Annotated in this window: 33 protein-coding genes; 25 read left to right on the forward strand and 8 right to left on the reverse strand. The window is 36.7% G+C overall.

The genetic code is table 11. From position 1 onward, the window contains the following. Positions 1–50: 50 nt before the first annotated feature. On the reverse strand, positions 51–959 hold the full coding sequence (locus AC4QJR_RS08265) for a COX15/CtaA family protein (RefSeq protein ID WP_496525873.1): 909 nt from the start codon (positions 957–959) through the stop codon (positions 51–53). 584 nt (positions 960–1,543) lie between these two features. Here AC4QJR_RS08265 and cyoE point away from each other — a divergent pair. The 7 genes from cyoE to AC4QJR_RS08300 all read left to right on the forward strand — a co-directional run bounded on the left by cyoE (position 1,544) and on the right by AC4QJR_RS08300 (position 8,152). Next, on the forward strand, positions 1,544–2,479 hold the full coding sequence (gene cyoE / locus AC4QJR_RS08270; protein WP_496525874.1) for a heme o synthase: 936 nt from the start codon (positions 1,544–1,546) through the stop codon (positions 2,477–2,479). A gap of 112 nt (positions 2,480–2,591) precedes the next feature. Next, a complete protein-coding gene (gene coxB, locus AC4QJR_RS08275) occupies positions 2,592–3,650 on the forward strand; it encodes a cytochrome c oxidase subunit II (protein WP_098572637.1) in 1,059 nt (352 codons plus the stop codon). A 31-nt stretch (positions 3,651–3,681) separates the two neighbouring features. After that, complete coding sequence (ctaD, locus tag AC4QJR_RS08280; protein WP_098572638.1) at positions 3,682–5,553, forward strand: cytochrome c oxidase subunit I; 1,872 nt, start codon at positions 3,682–3,684, stop codon at positions 5,551–5,553. Continuing rightward, on the forward strand, positions 5,553–6,179 hold the full coding sequence (locus tag AC4QJR_RS08285; protein WP_026566335.1) for a cytochrome (ubi)quinol oxidase subunit III: 627 nt from the start codon (positions 5,553–5,555) through the stop codon (positions 6,177–6,179). The genes ctaD and AC4QJR_RS08285 overlap by 1 nt, the downstream gene beginning before the upstream one ends. Positions 6,180–6,183: 4 nt before the next feature. Continuing rightward, positions 6,184–6,519: a cytochrome c oxidase subunit IVB gene (ctaF, locus tag AC4QJR_RS08290; protein WP_098572639.1), complete on the forward strand. Its 336-nt coding sequence runs from the start codon at positions 6,184–6,186 to the stop codon at positions 6,517–6,519. Between the two features lie 143 nt (positions 6,520–6,662). Continuing rightward, positions 6,663–7,568, forward strand: coding sequence for a cytochrome c oxidase assembly factor CtaG (ctaG, locus tag AC4QJR_RS08295; protein ID WP_496525875.1), 906 nt, complete (start codon positions 6,663–6,665; stop codon positions 7,566–7,568). A gap of 119 nt (positions 7,569–7,687) precedes the next feature. Next, positions 7,688–8,152 carry a DUF420 domain-containing protein gene (locus tag AC4QJR_RS08300; RefSeq protein WP_496525876.1) on the forward strand — a complete coding sequence of 155 codons (465 nt, stop codon included), beginning with the start codon at positions 7,688–7,690 and terminating at the stop codon, positions 8,150–8,152. A gap of 70 nt (positions 8,153–8,222) precedes the next feature. Here AC4QJR_RS08300 and AC4QJR_RS08305 read toward each other — a convergent pair whose 3' ends face one another. Next, complete coding sequence (locus AC4QJR_RS08305) at positions 8,223–8,582, reverse strand: YugN family protein (protein ID WP_251456209.1); 360 nt, start codon at positions 8,580–8,582, stop codon at positions 8,223–8,225. A gap of 191 nt (positions 8,583–8,773) precedes the next feature. Here AC4QJR_RS08305 and AC4QJR_RS08310 point away from each other — a divergent pair, with 191 nt between their 5' ends. Both AC4QJR_RS08310 and AC4QJR_RS08315 read left to right on the forward strand, forming a co-directional pair. Then, the gene (locus AC4QJR_RS08310) at positions 8,774–9,208 is read left to right on the forward strand and encodes a CBS domain-containing protein (RefSeq protein ID WP_496525877.1); all 435 of its coding nucleotides are present in this window, start codon (positions 8,774–8,776) and stop codon (positions 9,206–9,208) included. 178 nt (positions 9,209–9,386) lie between these two features. Further along, positions 9,387–10,469, forward strand: a complete 1,083-nt coding sequence (locus AC4QJR_RS08315; RefSeq protein ID WP_496525878.1) for a CAP domain-containing protein — start codon at positions 9,387–9,389, stop codon at positions 10,467–10,469. Between the two features lie 16 nt (positions 10,470–10,485). Here the strand turns inward: AC4QJR_RS08315 and AC4QJR_RS08320 are convergent, their stop codons facing one another. Then, on the reverse strand, positions 10,486–10,845 hold the full coding sequence (locus AC4QJR_RS08320; RefSeq protein WP_251456205.1) for a hypothetical protein: 360 nt from the start codon (positions 10,843–10,845) through the stop codon (positions 10,486–10,488). Positions 10,846–10,865: 20 nt separating this feature from the next. Next, the gene (locus tag AC4QJR_RS08325; protein WP_375374759.1) at positions 10,866–11,351 is read right to left on the reverse strand and encodes a PaaI family thioesterase; all 486 of its coding nucleotides are present in this window, start codon (positions 11,349–11,351) and stop codon (positions 10,866–10,868) included. Positions 11,352–11,499: 148 nt separating this feature from the next. On the opposite strand from AC4QJR_RS08325, the gene AC4QJR_RS08330 reads away from it, so the two are divergent. The 5 genes from AC4QJR_RS08330 (at position 11,500) to AC4QJR_RS08350 (ending at position 13,580) form a co-directional block, all read left to right on the forward strand. Continuing rightward, entirely contained in the window at positions 11,500–11,907 is a 408-nt protein-coding gene (locus AC4QJR_RS08330; protein ID WP_098572647.1) for a YlbD family protein, read from the forward strand. A 19-nt stretch (positions 11,908–11,926) separates the two neighbouring features. Next, entirely contained in the window at positions 11,927–12,166 is a 240-nt protein-coding gene (locus AC4QJR_RS08335) for a YlbE-like family protein (RefSeq protein WP_098572648.1), read from the forward strand. Between the two features lie 108 nt (positions 12,167–12,274). Then, positions 12,275–12,640 (forward strand): hypothetical protein, encoded by a 366-nt coding sequence (locus tag AC4QJR_RS08340; protein WP_496525879.1) that lies wholly within the window; start codon positions 12,275–12,277, stop codon positions 12,638–12,640. 61 nt (positions 12,641–12,701) lie between these two features. After that, positions 12,702–13,145: a YlbF/YmcA family competence regulator gene (locus tag AC4QJR_RS08345; protein ID WP_098572650.1), complete on the forward strand. Its 444-nt coding sequence runs from the start codon at positions 12,702–12,704 to the stop codon at positions 13,143–13,145. A gap of 159 nt (positions 13,146–13,304) precedes the next feature. Further along, positions 13,305–13,580 (forward strand): YlbG family protein, encoded by a 276-nt coding sequence (locus tag AC4QJR_RS08350; protein ID WP_026566347.1) that lies wholly within the window; start codon positions 13,305–13,307, stop codon positions 13,578–13,580. Between the two features lie 36 nt (positions 13,581–13,616). Here the strand turns inward: AC4QJR_RS08350 and AC4QJR_RS08355 are convergent, their stop codons facing one another. Next, entirely contained in the window at positions 13,617–14,006 is a 390-nt protein-coding gene (locus AC4QJR_RS08355; protein ID WP_098572652.1) for a DUF7147 family protein, read from the reverse strand. A gap of 405 nt (positions 14,007–14,411) precedes the next feature. On the opposite strand from AC4QJR_RS08355, the gene rsmD reads away from it, so the two are divergent. Both rsmD and coaD read left to right on the forward strand, forming a co-directional pair. Continuing rightward, complete coding sequence (gene rsmD / locus AC4QJR_RS08360; RefSeq protein WP_098572653.1) at positions 14,412–14,972, forward strand: 16S rRNA (guanine(966)-N(2))-methyltransferase RsmD; 561 nt, start codon at positions 14,412–14,414, stop codon at positions 14,970–14,972. Positions 14,973–14,984: 12 nt separating this feature from the next. Continuing rightward, the gene (gene coaD / locus AC4QJR_RS08365) at positions 14,985–15,467 is read left to right on the forward strand and encodes a pantetheine-phosphate adenylyltransferase (protein WP_098572654.1); all 483 of its coding nucleotides are present in this window, start codon (positions 14,985–14,987) and stop codon (positions 15,465–15,467) included. 38 nt (positions 15,468–15,505) lie between these two features. On the opposite strand, the gene ylbJ is transcribed toward coaD, so the two are convergent. Next, entirely contained in the window at positions 15,506–16,720 is a 1,215-nt protein-coding gene (gene ylbJ / locus AC4QJR_RS08370; RefSeq protein WP_496525880.1) for a sporulation integral membrane protein YlbJ, read from the reverse strand. Between the two features lie 233 nt (positions 16,721–16,953). Between ylbJ and AC4QJR_RS08375 the strand changes: the two genes are divergently transcribed. Together AC4QJR_RS08375 and AC4QJR_RS08380 are read left to right on the forward strand one after the other, a co-directional pair. Next, positions 16,954–17,733 carry a patatin-like phospholipase family protein gene (locus AC4QJR_RS08375; RefSeq protein ID WP_375374760.1) on the forward strand — a complete coding sequence of 260 codons (780 nt, stop codon included), beginning with the start codon at positions 16,954–16,956 and terminating at the stop codon, positions 17,731–17,733. Positions 17,734–17,741: 8 nt separating this feature from the next. Continuing rightward, positions 17,742–18,761 (forward strand): SepM family pheromone-processing serine protease, encoded by a 1,020-nt coding sequence (locus AC4QJR_RS08380; RefSeq protein WP_251456192.1) that lies wholly within the window; start codon positions 17,742–17,744, stop codon positions 18,759–18,761. A 116-nt stretch (positions 18,762–18,877) separates the two neighbouring features. Here AC4QJR_RS08380 and AC4QJR_RS08385 read toward each other — a convergent pair whose 3' ends face one another. Then, positions 18,878–20,092: a nucleotidyltransferase gene (locus AC4QJR_RS08385; RefSeq protein WP_496525881.1), complete on the reverse strand. Its 1,215-nt coding sequence runs from the start codon at positions 20,090–20,092 to the stop codon at positions 18,878–18,880. A gap of 255 nt (positions 20,093–20,347) precedes the next feature. On the opposite strand from AC4QJR_RS08385, the gene AC4QJR_RS08390 reads away from it, so the two are divergent. From AC4QJR_RS08390 to AC4QJR_RS08405, 4 genes are all read left to right on the forward strand, one after another. After that, positions 20,348–20,869, forward strand: a complete 522-nt coding sequence (locus AC4QJR_RS08390; protein WP_496525882.1) for a YceD family protein — start codon at positions 20,348–20,350, stop codon at positions 20,867–20,869. 89 nt (positions 20,870–20,958) lie between these two features. Continuing rightward, on the forward strand, positions 20,959–21,132 hold the full coding sequence (rpmF, locus tag AC4QJR_RS08395; protein ID WP_026566356.1) for a 50S ribosomal protein L32: 174 nt from the start codon (positions 20,959–20,961) through the stop codon (positions 21,130–21,132). A 112-nt stretch (positions 21,133–21,244) separates the two neighbouring features. Then, positions 21,245–22,006 carry an enoyl-CoA hydratase/isomerase family protein gene (locus AC4QJR_RS08400; RefSeq protein ID WP_496525883.1) on the forward strand — a complete coding sequence of 254 codons (762 nt, stop codon included), beginning with the start codon at positions 21,245–21,247 and terminating at the stop codon, positions 22,004–22,006. 83 nt (positions 22,007–22,089) lie between these two features. Next, a complete protein-coding gene (locus tag AC4QJR_RS08405) occupies positions 22,090–22,719 on the forward strand; it encodes an RsfA family transcriptional regulator (RefSeq protein WP_251456189.1) in 630 nt (209 codons plus the stop codon). Between the two features lie 35 nt (positions 22,720–22,754). Here AC4QJR_RS08405 and AC4QJR_RS08410 read toward each other — a convergent pair whose 3' ends face one another. Beyond that, positions 22,755–23,234 carry an N-acetyltransferase gene (locus AC4QJR_RS08410; protein ID WP_496525884.1) on the reverse strand — a complete coding sequence of 160 codons (480 nt, stop codon included), beginning with the start codon at positions 23,232–23,234 and terminating at the stop codon, positions 22,755–22,757. Positions 23,235–23,470: 236 nt separating this feature from the next. On the opposite strand from AC4QJR_RS08410, the gene AC4QJR_RS08415 reads away from it, so the two are divergent. The 3 genes from AC4QJR_RS08415 to AC4QJR_RS08425 are packed head-to-tail and all read left to right on the forward strand — an operon-like array spanning position 23,471 to position 26,596. Then, on the forward strand, positions 23,471–24,808 hold the full coding sequence (locus tag AC4QJR_RS08415) for an acetyl-CoA carboxylase biotin carboxylase subunit (RefSeq protein WP_496525885.1): 1,338 nt from the start codon (positions 23,471–23,473) through the stop codon (positions 24,806–24,808). A gap of 13 nt (positions 24,809–24,821) precedes the next feature. After that, the gene (locus tag AC4QJR_RS08420) at positions 24,822–25,034 is read left to right on the forward strand and encodes a biotin/lipoyl-containing protein (RefSeq protein ID WP_098572663.1); all 213 of its coding nucleotides are present in this window, start codon (positions 24,822–24,824) and stop codon (positions 25,032–25,034) included. Positions 25,035–25,054: 20 nt separating this feature from the next. Then, a complete protein-coding gene (locus tag AC4QJR_RS08425) occupies positions 25,055–26,596 on the forward strand; it encodes an acyl-CoA carboxylase subunit beta (RefSeq protein WP_496525886.1) in 1,542 nt (513 codons plus the stop codon). Positions 26,597–26,708: the final 112 nt, after the last annotated feature.

Here is a 26,708-nt window from a genome sequence, read left to right on the forward strand (position 1 = left end):
AGCCAAAAACTAAAAAAAGTTGCTAGGGATCTTATTCCCTAGCAACTTTTTTAATGATAATTTTTCTTAGACCTAGAATATAACAAAAGAAAATAACTTAAAACCCCAAACAAGCAAGTAATAAAGAATGCATGTAAAAGCGCAATATAGAGATTTAAACGAGTGAAAATAATCAAGGCCCCAGCAATCACTTGCAAGGTAACAAGGATGAAGGAAATAATCCAACCCCAATAAAGAACTCTTTGCTCTTTATATTTGCGGATTGTCAAAATAAGGATATAGGTAATCCAAATAAAGATCAGACCAGCTGCTGCCCGGTGCCCCATTTGCACCCATTCGTACAAGTTAGAGGGGAAACCTGGGGAGTCATTTAAACATAAAGGCCAGTCTCGACAAACAAGGCTAGACTTAGTATGACGAACAAGTGCACCAGTGTAGATTACAAGATAACTATAAATGGAAACACCGACAATATGGAACCCCATTCTCTTATCAATATAAAGTTTTTCTGCATTAAATTTCTTATCAATTTCAAAAATTAAAAGTGTTAACAATAACACCGATGAAAAGGAGATAAGAGAAATACCGAAATGTAAGGCTAGGACAAAACTTGATTGTCCCCATTTTACTGCAGCTGCCCCGATTAATGCTTGTAATAGTAAAAAGAAAAAGGAAAGGAATGAAAGAAATTTCGTTTCTCTTATATGCCCTATCGCCTTCCATGACCAAACAGATAGAATGAGAACCATAATTCCACCTAATCCGGAAACAAGCCTGTGGGCAAGTTCAATAGCTAATTCTGGTGTTATAGCCAACGGAAGGAATTTACCATGACAAAGTGGCCAAGATCTCCCGCAGCCCATTCCAGAACCGGTCTTTGTCACTAAAGCACCGCCGATTAGAATAAAAATCATTCCGATGGTAGTGGCAACCGCTAACCACTTCAAAGATCGTCGCAAATAAGTCACCTCTTAAAAAGTTCAATAATTTGTCATTGGATAAACCTGACAGTATAATAAATGGAAAAGAACAAGATTTTTAAAATCCCTATTAATAATACCGAATAATGTCGAAAAAGAACAGAAATTAAGTATAGATTATTAAATAACTTTTAGTAATAAAAAGGTCCTGAATAACAAATGATTAACACTATTATTATAGTGGAAACAGTTGAAACTTTGCTTTTAGTCTGTTAGTAATAGATAAGGGTATATATTATAGAATGATTCATATATAAAAATAAGAGGTCCTAACCATAAAATTCATACATTAGTCATGAAATAATGAATTCTGTTACAATTTTGTATAAAATTATTCAAAAAAAGTTCACAAAAATATCGGAAAGTGTGATTTAATATACAGAGAAAGTGTTTTAAAAATCACTATTCTTTTTTGATAATTATTATTCAAGTCGAAAAAAATTTATTGATTTTTTCTGATGAGCATTCCTTTTTATTACAAATGAGGGCATAAATAATGAAGTATCAATATTACGTACTTAAATGATGAATGTTTTGTTATTTAGGTTTAGGAGGAGAAACAAATGTCTGACTCTAAGGCTTACGGAGATGCTGCTATTGATAATGGCGCTGCGGGCCTGAATACCAATTTACAAACCACAGCTTGGAAAGACCTTATGGCCCTAATAAAAATAGGGATTGTAAATTCCAACCTTATTACTACTTTTACTGGTTTATGGTTAGCACTACATTTTACAGGGCAAAGCTTTCTAAATAATTTAGATATTGTCTTTTTTACCGTAGTTGGTTCTTCATTAATTATCGCTGGGTCCTGTGCAATCAATAATTATGTTGATCGCGATATTGACCATTTAATGGAAAGAACGAAAGCGCGACCAACTGTAACTGGGAAAATTGGGCCGGTAAAAGTTCTTTCATTAGGTATTTTACTCATTGGACTGGGAACACTGTCTTTATTCTTTACTACGATGACTGCAACAGTAATTGGACTGCTTGGAGTTTTTAGCTATGTTTTCCTCTATACCCTGTGGTCGAAGAGGCAATTGGTTTCCAATACAATTATCGGGAGCATTTCAGGAGCCGTACCTCCGCTTATTGGGTGGGCAGCGGTCGATGCAAATCTTGATATTATGGCATGGTCATTGTTTGTTTTAATGTTTGCTTGGCAGCCACCACATTTTTATGCATTGGCGATGAGAAGAGTTAAAGAATATAAAGCAGCTGGTATTCCAATGCTACCGGTAGTGAAGGGGTTTAAAACCACCAAAATTCACATCGTTCTCTGGGTTGCTGCACTTCAACCGATTCCGTTTTTTCTAACCAAGTTAGGAATCCCATTTCTAGTACTTGCTATCTTATTAAATATCGGGTGGCTGGCATTAGGGATTTATGGATATAGAATCAAAGATGACATAAAGTGGGCAAAACTAATGTTTGTTTACTCTTTGCAATACTTAACTATTATTTTTGTAGCAATGGTTATCCTTACATTGATTTAGTTTTGCAATTGATTGTTTCTAAATGAAATTGGAGGAAACAGTCATCCTACATACTTCTTTGATCCACCAAATGTTTTATAATTTATTAGTGAAAGAGGGGTTTGATTAAGCTATGAAAAGGCTTGCAAAGTGGCGTTTGATTTCGTTATTTTCGATTTTAGCGCTTGTACTCTCCGGATGTGGCGAACCGTACCTTTCCACGTTAAAGCCTGCCGGTGAAGTTGCGAAAACGCAATATGATTTAATGAAGTTAAGTACTTTAATCATGGTTGGGGTTATTATTGTTGTCGCGATCATTTTCATTTTGATCTTGGTTCGTTTTAAACGAAAGGATGACAGAATCCCAAAACAAGTAGAAGGAAGTCACAAATTAGAAATTATTTGGACTGTTGTACCGATTCTTTTACTATTGATTCTTGCCGTTCCGACAGTAGCTGCAACCTTTAAGCTTGCAGATGTATCACCAATGGACAAGAAAAATACAAAAGCGCTTGTTATTAATGTGCGCTCACATTTATACTGGTGGGATTTTGAATATCCTGGACAGAAGATTGTAACAAGTCAGGATTTAGTTGTACCTACGAATGAAAAAGTGTACTTCAATTTAAAGTCTACTGATGTTAAACATTCATTCTGGATACCAGCTGTTGGTGGAAAACTTGATACTAACACTGATAATATCAATAAATTCTGGTTAGAGTTTGATGATAAACAAGCCAACGAAGCCGGAAATCTTTTCTATGGGAAATGTGCAGAACTTTGTGGACCATCCCATGCATTAATGGACTTTAAAGTAAAAGCAATCAGCAGAGATAAATTTGATGATTGGGTTGCTTCGATGCAGAATGTGAAAGAGCCAGCTAAAGCACAAGGCACTGTTGCTGCACAGGGACAAGAAATTTTCAATCAAAGCTGTATCGGTTGTCATGCCGTAACACCATCAAATAAAATGCCTGAGACAGCACGTCTTGCACCAAATTTATCAGATTTTGGTAATCGCACTCGTGTAGCAGGTGTTTTGGATCATAATAAAGAAGAGTTAAAAAATTGGATCCGTAACCCGGAAACATACAAACCTGGAAACATGATGACAGGTAAATACCCTGAAATGTCTGAAGAACAGCTTAATGCCTTATCAGAGTATTTAATGGGATTAAAGGTTCAGAAATAAAAGGGGAATTGGTTGAAAGGGAGGTAAAATTGTGAGTACCTATGCTCAAAAAAAGGGATTTGGGGCAACTTTATGGGACTTTTTAACAACTGTTGACCATAAAAAGATCGCTATCCTATATCTCATTGCAGGTGGATTTTTCTTCTTAGTGGGCGGACTTGAGGCAATATTTATCCGCATCCAGCTTGCAGTGCCTAATAATGACTTTGTTAGTGCCGGATTATTTAATGAAATTATCACAATGCATGGAACAACAATGATTTTCCTTGCTGCAATGCCGCTTGTATTTGCATTTATGAATGCGGTAATGCCATTACAAATTGGAGCACGCGACGTTGCGTTTCCATTTGTAAATGCTCTAGGATTTTGGTTATTCTTCTTTGGTGGAATATTTCTAAACCTTTCATGGTTCTTAGGTGGAGCTCCTGATGCAGGTTGGACATCTTATGCGTCACTTGCACTTCACTCAAAAGGCCATGGTGTAGACTTTTATATCTTAGGTTTACAGATATCTGGTATTGGAACCTTGATTGGTGGTATTAACTTCCTAGTTACCATCATTAACATGCGTGCTCCGGGTATGACATATATGAGAATGCCTTTGTTTACTTGGACTACATTTGTTACTTCTGCACTGATTTTGTTCGCATTTCCTCCATTAACGGTTGGTTTAGTTCTAATGATGTTCGACCGATTGTTTGGTGCGAATTTCTTTGATGTTACATTAGGTGGAAATACCGTAATTTGGGAACATCTATTCTGGATCTTCGGTCACCCAGAAGTATATATATTAATACTTCCGGCATTCGGGATTTTTTCGGAGATTTTCCCAATTTTCTCAAGAAAACGTTTATTTGGTTACTCTTCCATGGTTTTTGCAACGGTATTAATTGGTTTCCTAGGCTTCATGGTATGGGCTCACCATATGTTTACAACTGGTTTAGGACCTGTAGCTAATGCCATTTTTGCAGTAGCTACTATGGCAATTGGTGTACCGACAGGAATTAAAATATTTAACTGGCTTTTAACAATGTGGGGAGGAAGTGTTAAATTTACCACTCCTATGCATTGGGCAATGGCATTTATTCCATCATTTCTTGCGGGTGGAGTAACAGGGGTAATGCTTGCCTCCGCAGCAGCAGATTATCAATACCATGATACTTATTTCGTTGTTGCGCACTTCCATTACGTTATTGTTGGTGGTGTAGTATTTGCAGTATTTGCGGGCACACATCTTTATTGGCCAAAAATGTTTGGAACAATGTTGAATGAAACGTTAGGTAAAATTACTTTCTGGTTGTTCTTTATCGGGTTCCATTTAACCTTCTTTATCCAACATTTCTTAGGTTTATGGGGAATGCCGCGACGCGTATTCACATACCTTCCTGGTCAAGGATTTGACAGTGCCAACATGGTTAGTTCAATAGGAGCTGCCTTTATGGGCTTAGGTGTTATTGTAATGTTATATAACATCATCGTAACATCTGTGAAAAATGTTAAAGTCGGTAATGATCCATGGGGAGATGGAAGAACCCTAGAATGGGCAATCCCTTCACCACCACCGTTCTATAACTTTAAACAACTTCCACTTGTTCGTGGGTTAGATGCATACTGGTTAGAAAAAATGGATGGTAAAAAAGGAATGACTCCAGCTGAGCCGCTTGGTGACATTCATATGCCTAATTCATCTTTCTTACCGTTTATGATGGCTTTAGGATTATTCATTGCAGCTTTTGGAGCAATGTATCATGTAAATGATAAGGCTTGGGCTTTACCAGTAATGATTATTGGATTGTTAGTAACGTTTGGTTCCATGTTCTTACGTTCAGTAAAAGATGATCATGGATTCCATATTCACAAAGAGGACTTAATGGATGATGATGATAAGGGGGTAAAGGCATAATGCACGCTGATGAAAAATTTACTTATGAAACATGGCCTGCTGCGCCGGAAAAATCAACCCTTGAATCAAAAAATAAATTTTTAGGTTTTTGGTTTTTCCTAGGGGGAGAGACAGTTCTTTTTGCCTCCCTCTTTGCCACATACCTTGCTTTAAAGGATAAAGTTCCAAGTTCAAGTCATCCTTTAGCAAAGGATTTATTTGAATTACCGTTAACATTTGTTGCGACAATGCTGCTCTTAACCAGCTCATTAACAAGTGTGTACGCAATGTATCATATGAAGAATTTTGCCTTCAAAAAAATGATGGTTTGGCTTGGTCTTACAGCTCTATTAGGTGCAGGGTTCTTAGGACTAGAGGTTTACGAATTTACCCATTATGTCCATGAAGGGCATACATTTACAAGCAGTGCTTTCGGATCTGCCTTCTATACACTAGTTGGTTTCCACGGGGGCCACGTTGCTTTTGGTTTACTTTGGTGTTTAACATTGATGTTTAGAAATTCTAAACGGGGCTTAGACCTTTACAACGCTCCAAAATTCTATGTGTTTAGTTTATACTGGCATTTTATTGACGTTGTTTGGGTATTTATCTTTACAGTAGTATATTTAATGGGAATGGTGGGATAAACTGATGGCTAATCAACAATTAAATTCAGGTAACCCAAGAGTAGACATTGAATATCGTCGCAGGAAAAATGCAGAAGAAATGAAATATCAGTTAGTTTCTTTTGCCTTAATGATTTTCTTAACATTAATTGCTTTTGCAGCTGTATATATTAAAGGGTTTACTTCATGGTTTACTGTACCGTTTATTATTTTATTAGCAGTGGTTCAAGTTATTTTCCAACTATATTATTTCATGCATATGAGCCATAAAGGGCATGAAGCTCCATCACTCTTTTTATACTCAGGTGTGTTGGTTGGAGCAATAACTATACTTGCCTTTTCAACAATTATTTGGTGGTAATAGGTTCAAAAAAAGAAAATCGGCTACTAGCCGATTTTCTTTTTTAAGAGCAAGAAATGGAAGCTTCCATTTCTTTGCTTATCGTTTTAACCAAGGGTATAATAGAGTCAATAATTCTTTTAATTCAAAAAGAGGTGATTTGGGTGCTTACTTTAGATATTTTTGGTTTTAAAGCACTTTGGAGCCCGTACTTTTTATTAATCTTAATTGTAGTTACTGCAGGATACTTTGTACTTACAACAAAATATAGAACCTGGTTTCCAAATAGTGAGCCCTTAACGAAAACACAAGGTAGTTTGTTTCTTTTATCAATAATCCTTCTGTATATCATTAAGGGATCGCCAGTCGATTTATTAGCCCATCTTATGTTTTGGGTTCATATGATTCAAATGGCTGCTTTAGTATTGGTGGTACCACCTATATTAATTATTAGTATCCCAAATTGGGTGTGGAGGAAAATTTTTAGCATTAGCGCAGTCAATTCTATCTTTACAGTTTTAACAAAGCCGCTAATTGCCTTGATTGTTTTTAATGGCTTATTTTCCTTTTATCATGTACCAATAATTTTTGACCATGTCATGCAAAATGGTTGGCTGCATGCTATTTATTCTATCCTATTATTTGTTGTTGCAACTTTCATGTGGTGGCCGTTACTTAATCAATTGCCAGAACATGAGACATTAAGTGGACTAAAAAAGGTGGGTTATATTTTTGCAGATGGAATTCTGTTAACACCTGCTTGTGCCTTAATTATCTTTGCAGATACACCAATGTATGCGACCTATTCTGACCCACAGGTTTGGGGACAAGTAATGAGTTTATGTGTCGGTTCTGCGAACTTTGATAGCTTGAATTTAAGTGGTCCCGAGCTTTTTAGTTCGATGTCACTGCTTCATGACCAGCAGCTTGGTGGAGTATTAATGAAAATTATTCAAGAAATCATTTACGGAGTAATTCTTGGACATGTTTTCTTTGAATGGTATCGAAAAGATCAAGACGATACTGAACAAGAAATGAAGCAGCAGCTAAATCCTCTCATTATAAAATAATCTCCCATACTCTTGGGAGATTTTTTTACTGTTTAGAGGAAATTTCATGTTTATCCGTTGAATTGTTAAGGTAGTTGAACTACTATTATTGTAGAATAAAAGAAAAGAGAGGATATGGAATGAACTCCTTACCGATTTTACCCACGATCAGTACTTCATTTATCGTATTAAGTGCTATTACCGTTGCCATTGGATGGTGGCAAATTGCGCACAGGAAGATTGAATCTCATAAAAAAACAATGGTTTTGGCTGCTATTTTTGCTGTGATATTTTTTATCATTTATGCTTCCCGGACAATCTTTATTGGAAACACGTCGTTCGGTGGGCCAGAAAATATTAAAATTTATTACACCATATTTTTAATCTTTCATATTACACTTGCGACAATAGGAGCTGTGTTCGGTGTTGTGTCTATTCTTACCGGATACAAAAATAAACTTTCTACCCATCGCAAACTTGGCCCAATAACAAGTGTTATATGGTTTTTTACAGCAATCACTGGAGTTGCTGTATATCTATTGCTTTATGTATTTTATCATGGCGGAGAGACCACTTCGATGATTAAAGCAATCCTAGGACTGTAAATTAAGGTCCTTGCAACTTCAAAATAAAAAAGACGCATGACTCCATGCGTCTTTTTTATTATATTTTATTTTATAGAGCAAATTTACTTACTTCGGCTTTCACAGCATCAAGGATTTTTTTACATTGGTTCACAAGTGAGGCAGGGAAGTTTTCACCTTCACCATATTCCACACCATGCGGATAGTAATGTTTACCTAATAGCGGGGTCATTAATTGAATTGTTGCTTTATCAGCCCCAATATCACCTTCTATCGCATGTCCGCGAACGCGCAAATAAAATACCCCTTCTTTTAATTCAAACTTGCGGTCATATGTAACACGTTCATAGTCCCATTGCCCCTCGCGCACTAAACCGTGGTCTAACATGACTTCATCTAGTCGGTTTAAGTCAGCCTTTAACTTTTCAATCTCAGTATTCTCGAATTTCATAAATAATCCCTCCTAAAAACGATACCATTACCCCAATGTTTCTTTTATCAGTAAAGCAATTATTATTCAATTTTAATAATAGTTGAAAATCAAGCAACTTGCAATGAATAGATTCAGGCGAATAAAACATTATTGGATGGAAAACCTAGAATAATGATAAGCTGTAATAATTATACCATGGGGGTAAGAAAATGGAAAATATCAGGGATATTATGACGGAAGACGTTGAAAGTTGTACTTTATTGGATAATGTATATGAAGTGGCTTTAAAAATGAAAGAGTTAAATGTAGGTGCTATCCCAATTCTTGACCAGGACAAGCTTGTGGGCATGATAACAGACCGTGATATTGTCGTAAGAGGTGTTGCAGAAAAACATCCTGGGTCTACCAAGGTAGAAGATATCATGAGTAATCAACTGATTACAGTCACACCTGATGCTTCAAGCAAGGAAGCGGCAAAAATAATGGCAGAACATCAAATCCGCCGTTTACCTGTGGTCGAAGGAGATAAATTAGTTGGAATTGTTTCATTAGGTGACTTCGCCATCAGAGAATTATCTGATGATCAGGCAAAGGTCGCCTTAACAGAAATATCTGAACAAAACTTTAATAATGTACAACACTAAGAATTATTATATAAAAAAAATAGTCGATTAAAAGAAAACAGGTACTCAGTGTACCTGTTTTCTTTTAATCAGTTCATTTATCTGATATTTATGATAATCACTATTATTATTCAAGCTATAGATGATATAATAATTTTATCTACACATATAATGATAGAAAAAGTTCCAGAGAGGGTGAATGCCTCTGCGTATACTGTCAAAAATTTTAATCCTTTCAGCTGTTTTTTTAACCATTGGTTTTTATGTCAGTATAAACGAAAATAATGATGATACTATTTTAATTAAAGAAAATAATACATCAGAAGTAAAAGAACAAAATATAAGCCAAAACCCAGTGAATAAACCTAGTAAAAAAATTATCTCAGAGAAACCAAAAGAAGGTTTGGCTTTATTAATTGGAAAAAATGAAGAGAATTTAGAAAAGGAACTTGGTAGACCATTACGGATTGATGAATCTATGTATGGCTATCAGTGGTATATTTATAATCAAAATTCTAAAGGCTATTTACAAGTGGGTGTAGAAAATAAGCGTATTGTTACGATTTTTGCGATTGGTCAGAATTTAGATGTAGCACCATTTGAAATTGGACAACCAGTTGAGGAAATTTTTAATACACACTATATTGATACGAATGTTAATCTCGAATTTAAGGGAAATTCTTATCGCTTTGAACTAAACGATACTGATTTAAATCTTCGGCCGATGGTACAATTGGGTGATATTTTTGTTCAACTATATATAGATAAGTTCACAGGAAACCTCTCAAGTGTTCGTTTCTTAGATGCGTCTACACTAATCAAGCAGCGTCCCTATGAACTGGTTTATAATGGAGTCTTAATTCAGGCTCCTGAGCCTAGCGAGGAAAGGCGGCGCAAGATTGAAGAAGACACCGAACAACAGATATTTGACATTACCAATGTCTTAAGAGAAAGAAACAAATTAAAGGTTTTAAAGTGGGATGAAAATACGGCTAAAGCAGCGTTTCAACACAGTAAGGACATGTCAGAAAACAATGACTTCTCACATACATCTAAGAAATTTGGAGACCTCGACAAAAGATTAAAAACTGCTGAAGTGGTTTATAAGTCTGCAGGTGAGAATATCGCGGCAAACTATACCGATGGCCCTGCTGTGGTGGAAGGTTGGCTCAATAGTAAAGGTCATCGGGAGGCATTATTAAATAAGGATTATTCACATCTTGGAGTAGGAGTTTATGAAAAATACTATACACAAAATTTCATTCAAAAAATAGAACAATAAAAAGGTGACGTTAAGGTCACCTTTTTTCAATAACATATTCGTTAAATACAAATTTATTATCCTTCCACATTCCATATACTTTAATGGTATCCCCTACTTTAAAGGAAACTTTCTGAAAGCCTTTTGTAATGGGCGTAATCTTTTGAACTGTAATTAATTTTGTTTCTGTTTGCAATCTTAATGATTGAACATGAATATAACGGTGATAATAAAACCGTTGTTTCTCCTCTATGATGCTTTTAATTTCCCCAATTAAAATTGCTTCGTGCTGGACGTGACCAGCACTAGCCCACTTTGAATCATTTTCCTTCATCTCTTTTTTTGTAAGCCAATAAAAGTAAAGGCAAATAATTGGAATGACGATGGCGGTGACCATTATGTTTCAAACTCCCCTGGTCATGATTTGTTAATAATAAAGAATGTACCTGTCGCATAGGCCATTTTTTTTCCATCGCTCCGGTAGGCTTCTCCTGATATTACCATTGTTTTGCTGCCCTTATGGACTATCTCCGCTTTACAACGAATCGTTTCTCCAATACCTGGTGCTATGTAATGGATATTTAATTGATTAGTAACAGCCCCAAATCCTTTTGGCAAATAGTAATTAGCTAAACTACCCATCGTAGTATCAAGAACAGTAGCAGTAATTCCGCCATGGACGATGTCTAGATTATTATTTATTATTGGATGAATGGGAATGGTAATTTCGCAAGTATTCTCTACAAATTTCCTGTCCATTTGAAGAATCCCGTCAATATAGGTAATGCGGTTTTGATTAATTTTTTGTTTTAGCCCTTCTAAGAGGAAGGTAAGTGAACTGAGATCTGCTTCTGAACCATTTTCGATACATGTTTCTAATAATTGTCGTAATTCATCTTTCATTCTAGATACCTCTTTCAATCCTTATTCTTCTGACATCTTATCATTTACAGAAAAAATATTAAATATATTTATCCTGCGTGGTCCTTTCACATTTTGAATGATCTTTCATAATGTATTATTGGCAGTAATATGGGTTGAGGTGAGAAAAATGACACAAAAACAATTACACCCTACCGTTATACAATTTAAAGAATTTGTTAAAAGCAATCCTAAACTTGTCCAGGAAGTACGGAGGGGGAAGGCAACCTGGCAGGAGTTATATGAAGAGTGGTATTTGTTAGGGGAAGAGGATACTCGGTGGGAAACGATTGGAACTAGTGATGAATCAGCTGCTGAAGAAGCAAGCACAGAATCAAAAGGTGATTGGATTTCGACAATTATGGGGATGGTTAAGAAAATGGATCCGAATCAGATGCAAAACCATATTAATAACTTAAGTCAGGCCCTCGGAGCAGTCCAAAGTGTCCTTTCGCAATTTCAAGGAAACAATGCAGCGGGGGGTGCAGCAAAACCACCTGAAGGACCAAAACATCCCTTTTTGTTTAGAAAAGACTGATAGGAAGGGGCTTTAATTTATGAGAAGAGATGTCCTTGAATATATTGAAAGTCAGAAGGATTTAAAGCAGTTTATCCGCGAACAACCAATCTGGTACCGAAAGTTATCAAGAAATCCATATGATTTACAAGCACTTGAAATTGAGTCCTTACACTATTATAAAAAGACCATTCCAGATCAAGTGAATAAATTTTCAAATAGTGTACAAATGGCGTCCATGATGTATCATATGTTTCAAGCAATGAAAAATCAAAATTAACTAAGTCCACATGTTTATTTTGTGGCTTTTTTTGTGTGTTAACAAGAGGATTAAGACTAAAAAATGAAATGGAGGCGAACAATACAATCAAAGAAGGAGTGAATCAAAATGAAAAAACAGCTTCCGCAGGTAGTCCTTATTATTTTTTTGATTGGAATGCTTTCCGGATTTAATCATATTAAGCCAAGGACCGAAATACCTTCATTATTTGTCCACCACCAAATAAAAGGAGAAACAGTATTAATTAATTGTGTTGTTTCAGGAATTAGTTTTCGCGAAACCGATCATTCAAAGAAGAATTTAGGAAAGCTTGTGATATGGATTGATGGTAAGAAAAAATCAGAAGTTAATGCGGCAGCATTTATCATTAAAGGGCTTTCTGCGGGCAGCCACAGGGTTAAACTTGAAGTTGTGGATTTAAATAATCAACCGTATGGAATGGAAAAAGAATTTATGGTAAATATCACTAGATAAACTGTATTTTTCGCATTACTAACACTTTCATGTTAAAATATCATTGGAGGTGGGCGTAATCGTGCTTGCTACATTAGAAAGAGTTGAATTATTGGAACAGGCTGAACAACTAGCAAAAATGGTTCTGGAATCCGAAATTGCAGAACAATATCAAATTTGTTTATATAAATTGCAAAGTAATAGGGAGTCACAGCGTAAAATAAAGCGTTTTGTTAGTCTAAAGGAATTATATGATGAGGTTCAACGCTTTGGAAAATACCATCCTGATTATAAAAAAGTAATGACCCAAATCCGCGAAAGTAAAAGAGAAATGGATTTGGATCCACTAGTAGCGGAGTTTAAATTGGCAGAAAATGACCTGCAAGACCTTCTAGATGCAATCAGCATCATCGTAGGTGGTGCTGTTTCAGAACATATAAAAGTCCCAACCGGCAACCAGTTTTTCGAAACAAATTCCAACCATAGAAGCGGCTGTGGCGGTGGAGGAAGTTGTGGGTGTGGATGAGAAAATCAGCTAATGTTAGCTGATTTTTTTTCTTTAGAGTACAGTAAATATTTTTTTACTACCATATAATATGGATAAGAATTAAAGTTTGAATTGAAATGAAGCGTTTTTATATGCTAGACTTAGTTAAAATGATGGTTCTGTTGAAGGGGAAATAGTATGTTTGTTCAAAGACAAGGATTGGTGGTTTGGCTTTACTCATTAAAACAAGCTAAAATGCTTAGACGCTTCGGAAATGTACATTATGTTTCAAAAAAGCTAAAATATGTTGTACTGTATTGTAATCAACAAGAAGTAGATGAGATTATGGAAAAGTTGAATTCTTTTTCGTTTGTAAAAAAAGTAGAACCTTCATATAAACCATTCTTAAGAATGGAGTATGAAAATTCAGCACCCGATAAAGCAAAAGAATATGACTATAAAATGGGTATTTAAAAAGGTGAGGGAATATATTTAGTCCCTCACCTTTTCCTATTGTAGTGGTAATAAATAATGATTAAGCCTCAGAATCCCAATTAGGTATTGGAAATAAAGTTCCTTTTCATAAAAGATGGAAGATGGTTTAACCGATAGTTCGTGAATTTGTTTATTATACGCGGCAGCAGTTTGGGCAAAAAGTTCATACCTTTTATTAGGACAATAATTTGGATTCGGAATGCCCTCACGACAAACATAAAGTGGTTGGAACTTTCCTGGGTCAGTAGGTTTTAAAATAACAACCAAGGAAGTTAGTTCTCTGCCATCTATTTTTGTGTGAAGTGCAAGCAGATGTTGAAGACGGTGCTGATTGGCATTAATAAGTTCTAGTAATTCATATAAATCTGAATAGCCCTCACCTAATTCAATAAAACGCTGGATCAATTAAAACGCTCCTTTAGAATGAATCAATACATCAATACTTTATCACTTAAAAAGGATTTTTTGAATAAAAAACAAAAAAAACCTGCAGAACTTTCTGCAGGGTCCTTCCACATCCTCATAAAGGATAGAAGGCAAAGGGAGAGGAGAAACCGGAGGAAGAACTTATGGGGAAACGTAAGTCTTCTCCGCGGTTGGCAACAACATCCTCGAATTGATGTTGTTAATTACATTATTTCCACAACACAAAAGCTTATACGTGTTTTATGATAAAATTTCGAGATATAACAATCTTTGGTGTGCTTCGACAAAATAATTAAGATATCATCCACAGAAATTGTCTAGTTTTAATAAACTATGGTAGGATGAATTAAGAAATTATTTCTGAAAAAATGTGGTGATAGGTAAGTGAGAGTGGTTTCAGGCAGTTGTAAAGGAAGACCGCTGAAAGCAGTTCCCGGAAATACGACGAGACCGACAACGGATAAGGTCAAAGAAGCTATATTTAATATGATTGGTCCTTATTTTGATGGAGGGATTGGGTTAGACCTGTTTGCTGGCAGTGGTGGATTAGGTTTGGAGGCACTTAGCAGAGGATTGGATAAAATTATATTTATTGATCGAGAGCCAAAAGCCATACAAGTGATTCAGGAAAACATAAAAGCCTGTAAATTTGAGGACCAGACAGAGGTTTACCGTAATGATGCTGACAGAGCACTTAAGGCTCTCATTAAAAGAGAGATTTGCTTTGATTACATATTTTTAGATCCGCCATACAAAAAACAGCAACTGGTCAATTTAATGGAAAAGATGGATAATCAGAATGTAGTGAACAAGGATGGAATCGTTGTATGTGAGCATGGCTTTGATGTTGAATTACCCAAAGCAGTAGGACGATTTAGCCAAATAAAACATGAAAAGTATGGGATGATTGCGGTAACGATTTATATTCGAACAGATATTGAGTAAGGGGGAATCAATTTGACGAAAATAGCCGTTTGTCCAGGAAGCTTTGATCCAATTACATTTGGTCATTTAGATATTATTAGAAGAGGTGCCAAAGTATTTGATACCGTTTATGTTAGCGTTTTAAATAATTCATCTAAAAATCCATTATTTACTGTTGAAGAGCGAATGAATCTCATCAAGGCTGTAACAAAAGATCTTCCGAATGTTAAAGTAGATGTTCATTCAGGCTTACTGGTTGATTATGCAAAGGCAGTTAATGCTAATGCCATCATCCGTGGATTGCGGGCAGTTTCGGACTTTGAGTACGAAATGCAAATTACTTCGATGAATAGAGTGCTAAATGATGAGATTGAAACCTTTTTTATCATGACGAATAATCAATATTCCTTCTTAAGCTCAAGTATTGTTAAAGAAGTGGCGAAATATAATGGGGATATTTCGTCCCTAGTCCCGCCAATTGTTGAAAAAGAATTACAAAAGAAGTTTAAAGGGTAAATGAAAAAAGAGCCAGGCTATGCATGCCAGCTCTTTTATTATTGTTTTTTTAAGCGGGAAAACAAAATAAGCACATAAACTACGAGTGAGATGATGGTGATAATCGGCCCAATGACAATCATTTTATGAAATAGAGGGTCTGCCCATGAGCCATTCTCGAAAAAACTGACTGGCAAGGCATTTGAAGGCTGTTCATTCCCATTAAAACGCAAATAAACGGGCTTCCATAAGATCAATGCAAACAAACTTGCGAAAATACCTTGAAGGATTCTCGCCATAAAAAATGGTTTAAATCTAATATCTGTTTGTGCCAGGATACTAGCAACTTGGGCTTGGACACTAAAACCACTAAAGGCTAAAATAAAGCTGGTAATCATCGCTTTTTGTAAAAGTGTTGCATCTGGATTTTGACTCGTTAATTGACTGCCTAAAGTGATCTCAAATAAACCTGAAATAAACGGAATACTTAACATTTCAGGGAAGGACAGCGCAGATAGCAGCACCTCAATAGATTTTGCTAATGTGGCCGTAATATGTAAATGATAAAGTATTTTGTTTATCACAGAGAAAAGAATGATAAACCCGCCAACCATTAATAAGGTTTGAATAGAAGAATTAACCGCATCCCCAAGTAGTTTTCCAATTGGTCGATTATCTTTTAGTCTCGTTTGATGCAAAGCTGATAAAGCTGAACGGATTTTGAACTTTTTTCTTTTCGTAGGGATTTCATCAGGTGATTCTTTTCCATAAAAGCGCATGATTAACCCAACACAAATATTTCCTAAATAATGAGATAGTGCAAGGATAACCCCTAAATGTGGATTATAGAAAAATCCTACCGAAACAGCCCCGAAAATAAATAATGGATTTGATGAATTTGTGAAAGAAACAAGTCTTTCCGCTTCAATTCGTGTTAACTGGCCTTCTTCTCTTAATCTTGCTGTGAACTTTGCTCCAGCAGGAAATCCAGAAGCCATCCCCATAGCCCAAACAAATCCGCCCACACCAGGAACCTTGAAAAGAGGTCTCATTAGTGGTTCCAATAATACACCAATAAATTTTACAACCCCGAAGCCAATTAACATTTCGGAAACAATAAAAAATGGTAATAAGGATGGAAAAACTATTTCCCACCACATATTTAGGCCACGGATAGATGCATCCAAGGACTCTTGTGGATAAAATATTAGCGAGCCAGCTAGAATGGTGACGGATATGGATAAAAAAATTGTTTTTAATTTGGACCGAAACAATGAAGAGACCTCCTCCCGAGGAAATCGTTGAACTGTGCAATCGATTAAATGAATGGTAAAATAAAGAAATATTCCATCCTGACTTGTCCTCATATAACTCAAATATACTCATAGAACGTTTATTTAGACCATAAGATTGAACGAGATTTCACTTTTACATGGAAGGAATTCGTAAAGTCCGTCAATTAAGAAATCAATTATTTTGATTAGGTATTGATAGGAGGTCTATAATTATGGAGCACCCAAAAATAGGGTTGGCGCTTGGTTCAGGAGGTGCACGCGGGTTTGCTCATTTAGGTGTCATTAAAGCATTAATAGACGCTGAAATTCCGATTCATCTGATTGCTGGCAGCAGTATGGGAGCACTAGTTGCAAGTTTTTACGGTGCAGGTATTGATATGGATCGGTTATATAAATTATCCACTGCCTTTAAGAGGAAGTACTTTTTGGACTTTACAGTTCCAAAAATGGGCTTTATTTCAGGTAAAAAGGTAAAGGAATTTATTAAGGTATTTACCCACGGTAAAAATATTGAGGAGCTCTCGATTCCAATTGGAATCGTCGCTACTGATTTATTAACGGGTGAAAAGGTGGTATTTAAAAAGGGTCCTGTTGCAGATGCAGTCCGGGCAAGCATTTCGATACCCGGAATTTTTGTGCCCGAAAAATATAATGGCAGAATCCTTGTAGATGGCGGCGTATCTGATCGCGTTCCTGTTTCTGTCGCTAAAGAGATGGGGGCAGATATCGTTATCGCTGTAGATGTTTCAAGGGTAAAGAGGAACGCAGAAATTACCTCTATCTATGATGTCATTATGCAGAGTATTGATATTATGCAAGCAGAGATAATTAACAATCGGGAAATTGCTGCAAGTGTAATGCTTCGTCCCCCTGTCGAAACTTATAGTTCACGAGCCTTTACAAATATTGAAGAGATTATTAATATAGGCGAGGCTGAAGCGAAAAAACATCTAACGCAAATAAAAACCGTGATTGAACAGTGGAAGGGGTAAAAATTGCGATGCGCAAAAAAATATATATAGGGTCTGCACTAGTTATTACGATTATCTTTGTTTGGGGAATGTTTTATTCATTGCCATACTATGTCTCCAAACCGGGAATGGCGAAGGAACTGGGACCAATCATCAGTGTTGAAGGCGGCGATAAGGATGAAGGAAATTTTATGCTTACGACGGTTAGAATGGGTAGAGCTAATGTTTTCTCTTATATAGAAGCAAAAGTTAGAAAATATGAGGAGCTTTATCCACTTGATATGATATTAAATAAAAAAGAAACCGAAGAAGAATACAATGTACGACAGCTCCATCTTATGGCGGGTTCGAAATTAAATGCCATTGAGGTAGCTTACCGGAAAGCGGGTCTGCCTGTTAAATATAAATATAAGGGAATTTATGTGGTTCAAGTGATTCCTGATATGCCTGCATATGGCAAACTTTCCGCGGGTGATCGGATTTTTAAAGTGGATGGGAAGCAATTTCCTTCCTCGGAAAAATTCATTGATTACGTGAGTAATAAACATGCTGGTGACAAGGTAGAATTAACCTATTTACGAAATAAAAGTACAAAGACTGTTACATTAAAACTCCAAGCTTTTAAAGAAGATCCTCGAAAGGTTGGAATTGGGATTTCGCTCGTTGATGATAAAGAAATAATGGTTGATCCAAAAGTTAAGGTAAAGACGGATGAAATTGGTGGACCTTCCGCAGGATTCATGTTTTCTTTAGAAATCTATAACCAGTTGACCGACGGTGACCTGACAAAAGGGTATCAGATTGCAGGTACAGGGACCATTGAAGTGGATGGGACGGTTGGTCCTATAGGGGGAATTGAACAAAAAATAGTTGCAGCGGACAAAGCAGGCGCAGAAATCTTTTTAGCCCCGAATGAAAAAGGAATAAAGAGTTCCAATTACCGGGATGCTGTAAAGACCGCCCGTGAGATAAAAACCAACATGAAAATTGTTCCTATTGATACATTTGACGAAGCTGTTAGCTACTTAGAAAAGCTAAAGGAAAAATAATAAAAAGATGGTGCGCCTGCATCATCTTTTTATTATGGTTAAGTTAAGAAATATTGTTGACTTTGGCATCTCGTTGATTGGAGCGGAAATCAACAGGCCCTGTTTAACAGAGCTTTTTACTTTATATAAATAGGTGGCTGCTGATATTCTTGATGGATCATTTTATTTTTTAAATGGTTAGAAAGCCCAAGTGAAAAAACCCTTGCTGCTTTAATATCTAGGTTAATCTCTTTTCCTTTAAAAGAAGAAAGTTTCGATATTAGGGGGAGACTAAGATGAGTCTTGTTTTTATTTAGGTATTCTTTGCCCTTGGTGGTCATGCCAAGAAGTCTTAAATAAGAGGCTTTTTCTGAGATCATTGCCATGTCCTCTTTTTTTGAATTAGTTAATATATGAACACATAATCTTTGCAGTCTTGTCCAAGTATAACGTTTCGTTTTAATTTTTTGCATAAACTCAAGATATGTATCAGCCTCTCGTGCCGCAGAGAGAAGTCTATTTTCAAGCCCCTCTTCCATTTCATAAATATTCCTCAGCTCTTCCGGGCTCGCATGAATTAAACGAAATTGAAGATAGCTCCAATAGTTTTCCCATTGGTGAAATACTTGATAAGATTGTAAATATTCATTTAGCAATTGTTTGGTAGCCTTTGGTACATATTGGTCTATAGCAGATTTTCCATCGCTATCAGCAAAGATAGCTTTTCGGATACTAGTTGCACTTGCAATCGTTGCAGAGGTAAAATCCTGATCATGGTAGTTAGCATTTTTTCGAGGTATCGTCATTGGGATGACATTCGACTTTTGTTGTTTTATAGCTTTTATGTATTCGAGTCCAAGTATATTATTTGGCTTAGCTAAATCCAAATATTTATCCGAATCTGGCAGTTGCCCAAATGCAAGGGATAAAGCTTTCGGATAACTGACACCTGTGCTTAGGAACTGTTTAATGTTCTCATTAAATAGATGTTGCTTCGCTTCTAAGTGATCAATTGTACAAAAGAAATCGGATATGTCTCCGCTCTCGCTTCCAAAACAGAGGCAATGAGTGCCCACTGCATCCAACATTGACACAGCACCATTTGCGAAGGTTTCTGCTTTTTGAGTGGCGAAGCAATAAGGTAGTTCAAAAACAATATCTACTCCATTTAACAATGCCATTTTGGTTCGCTGCCATTTGGACACAAGTGCAGGTTCCCCGCGCTGTAAAAAGTTCCCGCTCATTACTGCAATAACAATATCAGCTTCTGCTGCTTCCTTAGATGCCTGTAAATGATAGGCATGCCCATTATGAAAAGGGTTATACTCTACGATTAATCCAACAGCTCTCATTTAATTTCTCCTTAAAACTTTAAAATCTCGTGTGATTTTTGCTTTTCTTAACATTATAGCAATATTTTAAGGAAACCAATCAAATTATATGGTAAGATATTAAGGATGTTTGCAAAAGAGTTATCTGGTTAAACTAGTATAGGAAACAGATAGGTGTATTTTGCTTTTTAATCATCTGACGGGGTGTAAAGAAAAAACATTGACAAAAAATTTATCGAAGGCTATAATTACCTTTGTTGCCTTGGGGTGATTCAATTGAAATGGACATTAAGTCAATTACAAAAATATCGAAACAAGGAATTTATTATTGATGAGATAGTTCGTGTGGATGAGATCAAACAAGATGATCCAACCATCCGGGAAGTTTCTCCGATGCATATTACAGGTCGGGGCGATATCGATTCAACAAAAGTAACGTTCCATTTAAAAATCGAAGGTTACTTAATACTTCCATGTTCTCGTACTTTAGTGGATGTTAAACTTCCAATTAATGTCGAAACAACTGAAACGTTTCTCTTGCAAGGTTCAGTTTATGAAACTGAAGAGGAAGCATATCAAGTGAAAGGTGAAGTGATTGATGTGATGCCGATCCTTCGAGAGATTCTTTTACTTGAGGTACCAATGCAAGTTTTTTGCGAAGATGTTAATCGTGAAGATGCTGCTCCACAATCTGGCAAGGATTGGGAAGTTGTTCATGGAGAAGATCAATCTAAAAAAATTGATCCGAGACTAGCAGGTCTCGCAAAGTTTCTCGATGAAAACAATTCTTCTTCGTAAATTTAATCGACAAATCTAAGAAGCAAAGTGAAGACCCAGCATTCCTGGCCTTCATTACTTTCTTAATACTCTTTAAGGAGGTGGGAAGAATGGCTGTACCTTTTAGAAGGACTTCTAAAACTGCAAAAAGAAAACGTCGTACTCATTTTAAATTAAACGTACCTGGTATGGTAAGCTGCCCAAACTGTGGTGAAATGAAACTTTCACACCGTGTATGTAAAGCTTGCGGAACATACAAAGGAAAAGATGTAGTGAACGACTAATTTTAAGGTAAGATAAAAAGCACAAGGGTTTATTTCCCTTGTGCTTTTGTCGTTTCTTTGGATTTATACATACTCATTTTTGCGAAATAATAAAGAAGGGCTGTGTTACAGGTTGTCGTACAAAATTGAAAAACGTGATATGGGTTATTTGGTATTTACCATTACTAGAAGTGAAAAAAGAAATGCTATTAATTTTGAAGTCATGGAAGGATTGGCTGAAGCAATAAAAAGATCTTTTCACCCTGATATTAAGGCACTAGTTATTACCGGAGAAGATGATCTTGCTTTTTGTTCAGGGGGAGACTTGTCTGTTTTTCATTCCCTTCGCACAAAGGAAGAAGCTTATCGGATGCTCTCAAAAATGGCGAATATACTTTATTCGCTGCTTACATTGCCTATTCCGACTGTTGCTCTCATTAATGGAACAGCAGTTGGCGGTGGTTGTGAACTTGCGGCTGCTTGCGATTATCGTATTGCCCGAGAAGGTATATTGGCAGGGTTTATCCAAGGAAAGCAAGCGATAACAACGGGATGGGGCGGAGGTTCAATTTTAGCAGAAAAGCTGCCTGCTTCCATTGCAATGAAGCTTTTAATGGAAGCAGAGCTCCAAACTGCATCATATTTAAAGAAAATTGGGTTTATTAACTCACTATACACTGATGACTCTCTCCAGGCTTGTGATAGATACCTTGGACAGATGATATCTAACGATATAAGTGTATTAAAATCCTATAAAAGAATTTGGATTAGAAAGTGGGAAGAAACAAAACTGCGTGAAAGAATAGATGAAGAGATTAGAGAGTGTGCAATCCTTTGGGAAAGCGAAATTCATCATGAATATGTAAATGAGTTTATACGAAAAAACAATGAATAAAGATGAAAAACACAGGGCTTGATTAAGTCTATCTTTTCTAGTAGATGCATATGTATTATAAAAACACTAGGAGGGATGATTTCATGTCACCGACTCGACAAGATGCATGGTCCCAAGATGAAGACTTGTTGCTTGCTGAGGTTGTGTTACGACACATCCGGGAAGGCGGTACGCAACTGCAAGCATTCGAAGAAGTAGGGAAGCAGCTCACACGTACTTCAGCAGCCTGTGGCTTTCGTTGGAATTCGTTTGTTAGAAAACAGTATAAATCGGGCATTGAGTTGGCTAAAAAGCAGCGTAAAGAGTTAAAAAAACAGCCAGTTTCAAATGAAATAGAATCATTTGAAGAACCAGTTAAAGTAGAAGCTGTTCCCTCTCCAACAGGAAATGAACAAGGAAGCACAATTACATTTTCGACGGTGATCCATTTTTTAGAGGGACTCCAACAAAAAGCACTAGCCTCATCCAACAATGAAGCGGAACGGAAGAAATCTAATGAAAAAATCAAAGAGTTGGAAAAAAAGGCATACTACTTGGCAGCAGAAAACGAAAGATTATCTAAAAATTTAAAGGCTATTGAAGAGGATTATCGTTCGTTAATTGAAATTATGGAAAGAGCTCGGAAAATGGTAGTTCTTCAAGATGAGGACCGCCAACAAAAAGTAAAATTCCAGATGGACAAAAATGGTAACCTCGAAAGAGTAGAAAAGTAGAAAAAGCGGACCAAATGTCCGCTTTTTTATTTGTATTAATTATGCTGTTGTGCCTCTACGCCTGAAGGGTACCAAACCAATGGATTTTCTCCGCGGTCACGCTCCATATCGTAATCGACATTCGCAAAGCCCATCTTTTCCCAAAAATCTCTTGATTGTACTCTTGGATTCGTCTTAATCGGGAGACCAAAGCTGCTTTTCGCAAATTCGACAAGCGCCTTGCCATAACCCTTACCTTGATAATCCGGTAATACCTCAAGTTTCCATAACTCTAAGTAATTTTGCGGCGGATAAAAATAGCGGTCAAACTTTGCATCAATTTGGTATAGACTCATTCGAGCTACTAATTTGTCTCCAAAATAAATTCCGTAAAAAGGTGAGTCACTATTATTATCAACCATATTTGCTTCAAGATCTTCAAGCATTGATAATTCTTGAATCCCATATTCTTTGAATTTTTTAAACTCTTCTAGTGTTTTATAATTTACTTTGAGTCTTTCCACTTTTACTGCCATAGTCAACCTCCTAAATATGATTACTCATAATCTTGTATATATTCATTTGCTCTTGAATAACATGAACTGAAGTAATTTTGGCATTTTTCAAATGAATCACTCTAATTATATAACAAAAACTCAAAAAATTCTTCAAATAAGTTCAGAAAGCGTTTTCAAAAATTTGCAGGAAATTCAGAGAATCGTGTAGAAACATATAAATGGTGGAATAAACAGGGTACGAAAGGGGAAAAAGCGTGCAAAAAATTTTAATTGCTAATCGAGGAGAAATTGCCCTTCGGATTATTCGAACCTGTCAGGAGATGGGGATTGAAACAATTGCTATTTATTCCGAGGCTGATAAGGAAATGCCCTTTGTAAAAGCAGCAAATATGGCTTTCTGTGTGGGGGAGCCTCCTGTAAACAAGTCCTATCTACAAGTAGATAAAATTTTAGAAATAGCAAAACGAGAGAAAGTAGATGCAATTCACCCTGGTTACGGCTTTTTATCTGAAAATGCTACATTTGCTAAACGAGCAATAGAGGAAGGTATTATTTTTATCGGCCCGAACCCGGCAACTATTGAATTAATGGGTGACAAAATTATTTCTCGTCAGACGATGGAAAAGGCGGGTGTCCCGGTGGTTCCCGGCAGTGGCTGCGGTATAAAAGCTATTGAGGAAGCAATTGTTCTTGCAGATACAATCGGCTTCCCAGTTATGCTGAAGGCAAGCGGCGGCGGCGGCGGGATAGGAATGGTATTTTGTGAAGATGAGCAAGCGCTCGTTAAGTCTTTTGACCAGACAAAAGCAAGAGCAATGGCCTATTTTGGCTCTGACGAAGTCTTTATCGAGAAGTATATCAAAGATGCAAGACATGTCGAAGTCCAGGTGTTTGGTGACAGCCATGGAAATATCGTTCATTTGTTTGAAAGAAACTGTTCTGTTCAAAGAAGACATCAAAAAGTAATCGAGGAATCTCCGTCACCTTGTTTATCGGACCATTCTCGAAATATGATGTTTGAAACAGCCTTAAAAGCGGCGAGTGCTGTTAATTATACAAATGCAGGAACTATTGAATTTATTGTTGATGAAAAGGAAAATTTTTATTTTCTAGAAATGAACACTCGCCTTCAGGTTGAACATCCGGCAACTGAAATGATAACTGGTCTCGATTTAGTGAAATGGCAAATCCTCATCTCTCGAGGTGAACGGTTACCATTGCTCCAAGATGAAATCACATTGTCAGGTCACGCTATTGAATTTAGGCTTTATGCTGAAGACCCTGTTCGTTTTTTTCCGTCACCAGGTAAAATCAGCAGGCTTGAATGGAATCATTCGGCGGGAGTAAGAATTGATTCAGGTTATGATGAAGGAAGTGTGGTTACACCGTTCTATGATCCAATGATTGCGAAAGTTATTATTCACAATGAAACACGTGTAAAAGCATTAGAAGAAGCGGTTCGCTTCTTTAAAGACTTAAAAATTGAAGGGATTAAAACTAATGCACCACTTTTCCTTAATGTACTAACGGATAATGATTTTCAAAAGGGAAAGTACACCACAAGCTTTTTAACCAAAAAATTAGTGAACTAGGGGGAGAATGAAAATGAAAGAAATAACAGCAAGTATGGCAGGTACTGTTTTAAATATATTCGCAGCAAAAGGGAATCAAGTACAACTTGGTCAGGAAGTCGTGATGCTTGAATCTATGAAAATGGAAATTCCAATTGAAAGCACTTCAGAAGGTTTAGTATTAGATGTAAAAGTAAGCATTGGTGATTTCGTTAATGAAGGCGACGTATTGATCGTCCTAGAATAAAAGTTTGAGGGGTGAAAATCATGTCTGTAACCAATACATTGAATGAGCAGTTAAATGAGAACCGTAAAATAATTGAAGCTGGTGGACATCCAAAATATCATGAGAAGGCAAAAGAGCAAAAGAAGTTGTTTGTTCGTGAACGTCTTGCCTTATTGTTCGATGAAGGTAAATACGAAGAAGATGGTAAATTTGCCAATTTTCAAGCTGGTGATCTTCCTGCAGATGGTGTTGTCACAGCGATTGGGAAAATTAATGGCCAAACGGTTTGTGTTATGGCGAATGATTCAACCGTTAAAGCTGGTTCATGGGGAGCCAGGACAGTTGAAAAGATTATTCGTATTCAAGAAGTTGCCGAAAAACTAAAGGTTCCATTATTCTACCTTGTTGATTCAGCCGGGGCTAGAATAACAGATCAGTTAGAGATGTTTCCAAATCGTCGCGGTGCAGGAAGAATCTTCTACAATCAAGTGAAACTTTCCGGGATGATTCCCCAGGTTTGTATTTTGTTTGGCCCTTCCGCGGCTGGTGGTGCATACATTCCTGCCTTTTGTGATATCGTCATCATGGTTGACCAAAATGCTTCTATGTATTTGGGGTCACCAAGGATGGCTGAAAAAGTAATCGGTGAAAAGGTTACACTTGAGGAAATGGGCGGTGCGCGGATGCATTGTTCAGTCTCAGGCTGTGGGGATATTCTCGCTTATAGCGAAGAGGAAGCAATCGAGTCAGCCAAAAAATATATCAGCTACTTCCCAGCAAGCTTTAAAGAAAAACCAAGGATGACACCGGGTGTAGAAGCAAAACAAGGCCGCGAGCTGGAAGCGATTATCCCAGAAAACCAAAACGCTCCGTTTGATATGTATGAATGTATTGATAAACTTGTGGATAATGCAAGTTTTTATGAAATTAAGAAATTGTTTGCCCCTGAATTGATTACGGGGTTAGCAAGAATCGATGGGAGACCGATTGGAATTATTGCTAATCAGCCGAAAGTGAAAGGCGGTGTTTTATTTGTAGATTCTGCAGATAAAGCAGCAAAATTCATTCAACTCTGTGATGCTTTTCATATTCCGCTTTTATTTTTGGCAGATGTACCTGGGTTCATGATTGGAACAAAGGTGGAGCGTGCGGGCATTATCCGTCATGGGGCCAAGTTAATTGCAGCGATGAGTTCGGCCACTGTCCCGAAAATTTCTGTCATTGTTCGAAAAGCCTATGGTGCTGGTCTATATGCTATGGCTGGCCCAGCTTTTGAGCCGGATTGCTGTATCGCTTTACCAACCGCACAAATTGCAGTTATGGGTCCAGAAGCAGCAGTCAATGCTGTTTATTCGAACAAAATTAATCAAATAGAAGACCAGAAAGAAAAAATAGCTTTTGTCCAAGAAAAGCATAAAGAATATAAAGAACATATCGACATATATAAGTTAGCATCGGAATTAATTGTTGATGAAATTGTCGCACCAACAGAATTACGAAATGTTTTGATTCAACGCTTTGCTTATTATGAAACCAAGGATTTTAATTTTAGCATACGTAAGCATCCGGTATACCCCGTCTAACTTTATTGGCCCTATTCGCTGTTTGTCGAATAGGGCTTAATTTTTTTCTAATTCTTAGTAACAAACTATCGTCAGCTTCTGATAGAATATGGGTAAAGACGACTAAAAAAGA

Source organism: Neobacillus sp. BP17 (assembly GCF_059579525.1).